5 protein-coding genes and 1 pseudogene are annotated in these 8,247 nt (G+C 68.0%); 3 read left to right on the forward strand and 3 right to left on the reverse strand.

Going from position 1 to position 8,247, the window contains the following annotated elements; translation table 11 throughout:
* Positions 1-501: 501 nt before the first annotated feature.
* Both AB0K28_RS51345 and AB0K28_RS51350 read left to right on the forward strand, forming a co-directional pair.
* Positions 502-906, forward strand: a complete 405-nt coding sequence (locus AB0K28_RS51345; RefSeq protein WP_364385914.1) for a hypothetical protein — start codon at positions 502-504, stop codon at positions 904-906.
* Positions 842-1,114, forward strand: a pseudogene (locus AB0K28_RS51350) (site-specific integrase); the annotation flags it as partial. The gene AB0K28_RS51345 and the pseudogene AB0K28_RS51350, both read left to right, overlap by 65 nt.
* A gap of 723 nt (positions 1,115-1,837) precedes the next feature.
* Here the strand turns inward: AB0K28_RS51350 and AB0K28_RS51355 are convergent.
* Both AB0K28_RS51355 and AB0K28_RS51360 read right to left on the reverse strand, forming a co-directional pair.
* Entirely contained in the window at positions 1,838-3,751 is a 1,914-nt protein-coding gene (locus AB0K28_RS51355) for a glycosyltransferase family 39 protein (RefSeq protein WP_364385917.1), read from the reverse strand.
* A gap of 80 nt (positions 3,752-3,831) precedes the next feature.
* Positions 3,832-5,049, reverse strand: coding sequence for a bifunctional glycosyltransferase family 2/GtrA family protein (locus AB0K28_RS51360; RefSeq protein ID WP_364385920.1), 1,218 nt, complete (start codon positions 5,047-5,049; stop codon positions 3,832-3,834).
* A 748-nt stretch (positions 5,050-5,797) separates the two neighbouring features.
* Between AB0K28_RS51360 and AB0K28_RS51365 the strand changes: the two genes are divergently transcribed.
* Complete coding sequence (locus AB0K28_RS51365) at positions 5,798-7,024, forward strand: serine hydrolase domain-containing protein (RefSeq protein WP_364385922.1); 1,227 nt, start codon at positions 5,798-5,800, stop codon at positions 7,022-7,024.
* Positions 7,025-7,492: 468 nt separating this feature from the next.
* On the opposite strand, the gene AB0K28_RS51370 is transcribed toward AB0K28_RS51365, so the two are convergent.
* On the reverse strand, positions 7,493-7,888 hold the full coding sequence (locus AB0K28_RS51370; protein ID WP_345391551.1) for a hypothetical protein: 396 nt from the start codon (positions 7,886-7,888) through the stop codon (positions 7,493-7,495).
* Between the last annotated feature and the right edge of the window lie 359 nt (positions 7,889-8,247).

Raw genomic sequence — 8,247 nt, forward strand, 5'->3', positions numbered from 1 at the left:
AGATCCAACGACCAAACCCCAAATGAGTCACGGTCTTAGGGCATAAGGTGTATTCGTGAATGTGATCGAGTTCCGCGTTGAAGGGCCGGTCGCCCCCAGCGTCTATCCGCACATGGACATCGTGATCGACGGCATCAATCTCATCGAACTCGCACGCGTCGTCTAACTACAGCTGGCCTCCAGCCCAAGCATCGCTGGGGCCTATGCGGGACTGCTGGAGCGGGACTTGATCTGCTGGCCAAGCACACATTTCCTCGGAGCACCCCATCTCCATTGGTTTTCCGAAGGAGAGAGTGCTGCTGGGCTGCGAATGCGGCGAGTGGGGATGCTGACCGTTGACCGCGCAGGTCGAGGTAACTGAGCAGACCGTCACTTGGTGTGGGTTCCGTAATGGCCACCGTCCCAACTGGGATCTCAGGGCGCTGGGTCCTTTGCGAGGCCAATCCCTGCACGATCAAGAAGGCAGGCAAGGAGGACTCGCCGGAGCGGCCCGTCTTGACCATGAAGCAGGTCTTCGCCCTCGCCGATGCCATCGAACCGCGGTTCCGGATGCTGATCCTGCTCGCCACCTTCGCGAGCCTGCGGTGGGGCGAGCTGGCCGCACTCCAGCGGAAGTACGTGGACCTCGATGCGGGAACGATCCGTGTCGTCGGGACCACGACCGAACTCAAGGACGGCTCGGTGACCATCGGGCCGCCCAAGTCGGAAGCGGGCAAGCGCATCGTCAGTATCCCGGCGACTCTCCTGCCGGACCTCCGGCAGCACATGGAGACGTACGCCGAGAAGGGGCGAGCACGGACACGTCTTCGTCGGCCCCAAGGGCGCCAAGCTCCGGCGCGCGAACTTCACCCGCGTCCGGGCGGCAGCTCTCAAGAGGGCCGAACTCAGCGGCTTCCACTTCCATGATCTTCGCCACACCGGCAACACCTGTGCTCTCCGGGACCTGATGACCCGTATGGGCCACTCGTCCACCCGAGCCGCGCTGATCTACCGGCACACCGCGATGGAGCGGGACAGGGCCATCGCAGACGCTCTCGGCAAGCTCGGCGAGGAAGTTTTGAGGCCCGACGAACCCGAGCCGGACGAGCAAGATCCAGACGGATTGGGCACATAACGGGCACGGAAGATCGAGAAGAGCCTAGAAACGATCAAAGCCAGGTCGGGAATCCATGCCTGACCTGGCTTTTCAGGCTGAGGGCGGGTGACGGGAATCGAACCCGCGCTGCCAGCTTGGGAATTGCAGGGATTTTGGCTCGTAGGGGCGTTGACCTGGGCCTGTGGCCGGTCGTGAGTGACCGTTGTTGACCCCTCGTTACCGCCCTTAATGGCACGCTAATAGCACGACGATCAGCCGGCCACCTGGTGTTTCTCGCGCGCGACCCGCCTGAAGGGGAAGCGGGCCAGGGCCACGGGGACAAGGTGGAGCCCCCAACTGGAGGAACGACCTTGTCCCCATGGCCCTGGTCTGCTCGGCTTGTCCCGGGTTGATGGTGGGCGGGATGATCAGGCTTCCACTTCAACCACCTACGCCCCTGACACCTAACGCAGCGATCACCCCGGAGCCGGGGCGCCCCGCCGGAGGCGATTCAAAAGTAGTGTCGATGAGGTTGGTCAAGCCAGGACATGTACCACTCGAAGAAGTCACGTTCTTGGACTATGCCCCCGTCAGCGCAGCGGTCGTCGAACCAAACTTCGCCGGCAACCTTGCCGTTGAGCACCAAGCGGTGGAATGCCCCGCAGCCGAACTAGCGCAGGCCGGGCCCAGGCCGGGTCGCCCTCGGTCCGCACGCTGCCGGGCAACCGACAGGGTTCGCGTCAATCCCGCCATGAATGCTCCTCAGCTCAACCGGTACAGCTGCTGCTCAGCGCCCTTTGAGGAGGACAGCGACTCCCCGTACTCGCCGGCGTCGATCAGAGTGCCGTTCTGCCGCACCCACTCCGCGACAGCCGAGATCGCACCCTTACGAGAACCGGCCGACGCGTTGAGCAGGATGTAGCGCAGCTCGCCGTTCTTGACGTACTCCTGCAGCCTGGCCACCGTCATCGCCGGGTCCTGGCCGGTGAAGCCGCCCATCGCGATCACCGGCTCGCCGGTCGACAAGATGATGCCCGCGGCCTGCTGGGCGGCGGACACCGCGACCAGCCAGCGCGCATCGCCCCGGTTCCGCCGCAGGTAGCCGATCAACTCGGGGCTCAACTGAGCGGCTGGCCCGCCGACCACGCGAACGCCGCCCTGCCCGCCCGGTTGCCGCTTTCCAGGGGCCTGTTCGTTCGGGCCCTGTTCCATGGATGGCCCCGCCAGCGCGTTGCCGTACGAGTTCTTCGCACCGCCGAATGCGGTCGCCGACGCGTACGCTCCCGGGCCCGCCAGAGCCGCGACCAGCGTGATCGTCACCGACGCGGCGGCGAACCTCCGGCCTCGCCGCCACAGCGCCAGCGTGGACACCGCCACCACGGTCGCCGCCACGACCACCCAGGGCAGCCACGGATTCCACTCGGGGGTGCGGTTCAGCAGCACGAACGACCACGCGCCCGTGGCCACCACGCCCACCAGCAGCACCCACGACCAGCGGGCCGACCGCCGGTACGCGCCGTACAGCAGCACCCCGCCCGAGCTGGCCAGTGCGGCGACCGCGGGGGCCAGCGCCGTGGTGTAGTAGGGGTGGAACACGCCCCCGGCGAAGCTGAACACGACGTAGTGCACGGCCAGCCAGCCGCCCCACAGCACCAGCGCGGCCCGCGGCAGATCGGTGCGCGGCCGCTTCCGCAGCAGCACCAGCCCCGCCACCAGCGCTAGCACCGCGAACGGCAGCAGCCAGGAGATCTGCCCGCCGACGATGTCGTTGAATAGCCGTCCCGCGCCCGCGGCGCCACCGAAACCGCCGCTGCCTCCGCCGAAACTGCCCGCGCCGGAACTATTCCCCTCACCGAAGATCCGGCCCAGGCCGTTGAAGCCGATGACCACGTCCCACACGGTCCCGTCGGTGCTGCCGCCGATGAACGGGCGGCTCCCGGACGGGATCAGGTCGACCACCACCATCCACCAGGAACTGGACACCCCCAGCGCCACACCGGCCGCCAGCAGATGCCAAATCCGGCGCTGCACCCGCGGCCTGGCTGCCACTAAGTAGGCCAGCGCCAGTGCCGGGACGACCACGAACGCCTGCAGCATCTTGGTGTTGAACCCGCACCCCACGAACACCGCTGAGGCCAGCAGCCAGGTCAGGCGTCCCGTCTCGATCGCGCGCTGGCACGCCCCCGCTGCCAGCACCAGGAACAACACCAGCGACGGGTCGGGGGCGTTCTCGCGGTTGATGGCGACCGTGATCGGCGTCAGCGCCAGCGCCCCGGCAGCGATCAGCGCCGCCGGGAGCCCGGCCGCCCGCCGCACCGTGGCGTGCAGCACCGCGACGGCGGCCACCCCGGCCAGCACCTGCGGCAACATCAGGCTCCACGTCCCGAATCCCAGGACGCGGGCGAACAGGCCCATCGCCCACAGCGCCATCGGGGGCTTGTCCACGGTGATGAACGACTCGGAGTCCAGCGAGCCGAAGAAGAACGCCTTCCAGCTCTCGGTGCCGCTCATAACCGCCGCCGAGTAATAGGAGTTGGCGTAACCGGCTGCCGGCAGGTTCCACGCGTACAGCACGAACGCGGCCAGCACCACGCCCCAGAGCGCGGGACGCGACCAGCGCGGATCGTCCGGCCCACCCAGGAACAGCCGGCGCAGCCGCCCCACTCCAGCATGCAAGCGGTGACTCCCGCGAGGCCTGTTGGAGACAGATGTGCCTGACGGACTGGGGAGCGGTGGCGACTGGTGTGTGGAAGTGGTCATCGAACGTCGTCCCTTCTGCCCGTGTGGACGGCTGTCGGCTCGGCCGGCGCCGGCCGGCGCCCCAAGCGTCGTGGATGGAAGATCCAGGCGCGCATCAGCATGAAGCGCACCAGCGTCGCGACCCCGTTGGCGGTCACCAGCGCGGCGATCTCGACGACACGTGACGCCTCTGGCGCCAGCGCGTGCAGCAGCGCCAGGCCGCCGGTGCTCAGCGCCAGCCCGAGCAGGAACGCGACGCCGCCTTCCAACTGCTGCCGGAACGCCCGCTCCGGCCCGGTCACGCCGAAGGTGAAGCGGCGGTTGGCGGCGGTGTTGCCGATGGTGGTGATCACCAGCGAGACCGCGTTCGCCCACAGCGGTCCCATCACTGTGCGCAGCAGCACGAACAACAGCAGTTGAGCGATCGTGCTGAACACCCCGATGATCGCGAAGGTCGGCAGTTGCCGGGCCATCCCCGCTGGCAGCTTCGGCCGGGGTCGGCCCTCCACCGGGACGCGGAAGGCGCCCGTCAGCATGCGGCGCGCCACCCGGGCCATGCCCTTCAGGTCATCCAGCGCGGTCTGCAGCACGTCCACGCGGCTGTCGGGATCGTCGACCCAGTCCACCGGCACCTCGTGGATGCGCAGCCCGTTGCATTCGGCCAGCAGCAACAACTCGGTGTCGAAGAACCACTTCTCGTCCTGCACCGACGGCAACAACGCCTGCGCGACCACGGTCCGGGCGGTCTTGAAGCCGCATTGGGCGTCGGTGAAGCGGGCCGCCAATGCCGTACGCAGCAGAACGTTGTAACACCGGGAGATCAGCTCCCGTTTCGGGCCGCGTACCACCGCCGACCCGCGGGTCAGCCGAGACCCAATCGCCAGATCGCTGTGCCCGGAGATCAGCGGCGCCACCAGCGGTAGGAACGCGTCCAGATCGGTGGACAGGTCCACGTCCATATAGGCAACCACATCGGCGTCGCTGCGGCTCCACACATGCCGCAGCGCCCGTCCCCGCCCTTTCTGCTCCAGCCGCACCGCCCCCACGTGTGGCAGCGCGGCCTCCAGTTCCAGCGCCGCCTGCCAGGTCCCGTCAATGCTGGCGTTGTCGGCGATCGTGATGTGAAACCGGTAGGGGAAGGTCTCTTCCAGATAGTGGTGCAACCGGCGCACGCTGTGTGCCAGCACGTGCTTCTCGTTGTAGACGGGAATGGCGATCTCCACCAGGGGATCCACGACCAAGGCCTCCTCGCTCTGTCTGCTCCTCGAAGTGCGGCCGCAGAAGTCGTCGGTTCGATGGCTCAGCCGCATCTGCGACGTCTCAGCCGGGCAGGCGCGTCTTCGATGGTCGGCGGACTGACGAGCACAGTCCCGCATCTACGAAGCGCCCGCGCCGGCAGTGATGCGCTGTGGTCCATGCGTCCACTGAAGACGGAAGATCGTTGCCGTGGCGTATGCGATTTTCGATATGGCCGCGATACGTCCACGGCGGACGATCTGTCGCGCCATGCTGAAATGCGGCACCAGTCGAGTCGGCGCACCAGGCCTGGCACTCCTGCCAGCGAGCTCGGTCCCTTCGGTCACGTCCCCAGGCGGCCCGTCTCCGCGGGCACGAGATCACCGTGTTCCACAACGACCCTGAGACCACCTGGTCGGCGCGGTGTTCCCGACGGCGGCCGCTGCCGGCGCGAACCGTGACACACCCATGACATGGCGGGGACGCGGCGGGGATATGGCCGGTCGACAGTGGACGGGGCTGACAGGCGGACGGGTCACGGAGCGCGAGACGAGATCCGCGACGCGTCCGGCCAAGGCCGGACGCGCCGCCCGGCCGAAGGGTTCGGCCCGCACCGGATTCATGCGGTGCGGCCCAGGGTGGCTTCGGCATCGCCCTCGTCAGGCAGCGCGCGTCGGTAGCCCTGGGGCGCTGTGACCGTCCGCTGGACAGGAAGCGCCGTGAAGGTGATCACGAAAAGGAGAAGACGTGGCTGTTGACGGAATGTGGAACCGGCGTTCGCTGTTGCGGGGCGCTGCGGTGGCGGCCGGTGCCGCGACTGTGCCGCTGTTGGACGCCGCGGTCGCGGCGGGAGCGGGCGGCGCTGACAAGGTCGCCGGCCTCCCGCCGGACACTCTGCCCGGCGGGGCCTACGACAGGTACGTGGCGAAGCTGGCCGCCGCGGGCAAGTTCTCCGGCGTGGTGCTGCTGTCGCACAAGGGCCGGACGGTGTTGTCGCGCAGCTACGGCATGGCCGACAAGGAGAAAGGGATCGCCAACAGCGAGCGCATCGCGTTCAGTCTCAGCTCGGCGGGCAAGCCGTTCCAGGCGGTGGCCATTTTGCAGTTGGCGCAGCAGGGCAAGCTGAAGCTGTCGGACACGGTGGGCACCTACCTGAAGGGCTTCGCCAAGGACGTCGCCGAGCAGGTGACCGTCCACCACCTGCTCGCCAACATCTCCGGGCTGAAGAGCCCGGATGAGGACGTGCGGCGCGTCTTCCAGAGCAAGGAGGAGGTGCAGGAGTACTACGAGCGGTGGGCCCGCCATGCGAAGCTGGCGGCGCCCGTCGGCACTTCCACCGGCCACGCCGGGGCCGAGATTGTCATCCCGGCGCTCATCGTGCAGGCAGTGACGGGCAAGACGTACTGGGACTACGTCGAGGAGAACATCTTCAAGCGCTGCGGCATGACCGGCTCGGCGTTCTACACCAGGCCGCGGTGGCTCACCGATAAGCACATCGCGCACCCGTACATGCGGTCGGCTGACGGCCGCGTGGTGGACGCCGTCCGCAACCTGGACAAGAGCAGCTCGAACCAGGCCACGCTGGGCAAGAACCCGGGCCGCGGCTTCATCGACGTCCCCGGGGACGGCGGCTTCGCCACCGCGGCGGATTTGGTGCGGTTCGCGCACGCGCTGAGCGACGGCACGGTGCTGGAACGGCCTTACGCCGAGGTGCTCACCGCGCCCAAGTCGCCCCATGGGCCGGGGTCGTTCGGGGCTTACCAGATGCCGGTCCGTATCGTCGGCGGTCAGTGGGTGCACGGCCGCGCTGGCGCCAACCCCGGGGTCGGCGCCAGTTGGAACATCTATCCGTACACCGGCTGGGTCGGTGTCATCCTCAGCAACAGCGACGGCGCGATGTTGCAGGAGTTGAGCGCTCGAGAGGTACAGGCCGTCACCGGAGGCACGCCCGGGGGCGGCGGCGGGGGCGGCTGATACCGGTCCGGGGTGTGATCAAGCACTCGACCCATGATGATCGAAAGCGACATCCGGGACGGGCCCAGCCGCCGCACCCGCACCTCGACGACCACGCCACGGCCCGCTGACCGGCGGGCCGGCCAGGCGTCGCTGGTGGTAGCGGTGCAGGCTGGATGACCTGCCTCGAGATGGCCGCGGGGCGGACGGCCGCCTCATCGCTCCAGCGTGCTCGGTCGGTCGGCGTCGCCTCCGGCATCGCCGTCCGGATCGAGCCGCGACCAGACCCGCGCCAGGCCGCGCAGGTCGTCCTCGTCCAGCCGGTTGTGGAAAAGGCAGCGCAGGTCGCCGTACTGCGGCCGTGAGGGTGACGACGGTGTTCAGGGAAGGCTTCGCCGCGGGGGTGCGGGGCCTGGTGGAGGGAGGCTCGCCGGTCGGGACCGACCCGGCTCTCAAGGGTGCTCACTTCGAGAAGGTGGCCGCGGTGCGTCAGCCCGCCGGACTGCGTTCCATCGAGGGCCTGGTGCGCTGGGACATGGACGCGGCGCTGCGCGAGACGAAGCAACCGATCACTGTGTTCGCGATCCGTACCTCATCACCCAGGAAGCCATCGACCGCTACGGTGACCGGCTCGACATCGTGCTCGTCGATTTGGGCAGCCACCACTTCCCGGTGGAGTCGCCAGCGGACACGGCGAAGCTCCTGGCCGGCGTGACAGGCGAGTAGGGGCCGGCCTGAGGTAACGAATACCGGCCGCACCGAGCTCTCCACAAGGCTGCTCTGCTCCGGCCGCTCCCCGGCTCGGATGCCGGTCAAGCCCCGATCACCCGGCTCGACGCCCGCCGACATGATCGACGCGGTGGTGTTCTCAGGGAGTACCGGCATGCTGCTTGACCTGGACGGATGAATTCTCGGCACCCGCAGTGTTCGCGAGAGACAGCTATCAAGTGACCGGGTGCCGGGAGAATTTTCTGTCCCTCTGCTGGAATCCTGGCGGTCTCAGGTGATCACAGCCCGGCAGCGGGAAGCGGCTCGTCCGGACCCTGTCGCCGCCCAGAGCGGGCCGTACGCGTGCCGAAGAGCATCAGACGAGCATGAACTCGGCCTTATTCGCCTCGCACCAGGCGTACAGGAACCGGGAAACCCCAGGTCGAATGGGGTGTGGAGTGGTAGGGCGCCCGGGGCTCGAACCCGGAACCTACGGATTAAGACCGTGACTCATTTGGGGTTTGGTCGTTGAATCC

Origin of the sequence: Nonomuraea sp. NPDC049504 (assembly GCF_040676845.1) — a bacterium.
GTDB lineage: Bacteria > Actinomycetota > Actinomycetes > Streptosporangiales > Streptosporangiaceae > Nonomuraea > Nonomuraea salmonea.

Coding starts and splice junctions, on each gene's coding strand:
- AB0K28_RS51345 (WP_364385914.1), top strand. CDS start 502: ATGAAGCAGGTCTTCGCCCTCGCCGATGCCATCGAACCGCGGTTCCGG.
- AB0K28_RS51370 (WP_345391551.1), bottom strand. CDS start 7,888: ATGCCGGTACTCCCTGAGAACACCACCGCGTCGATCATGTCGGCGGGC.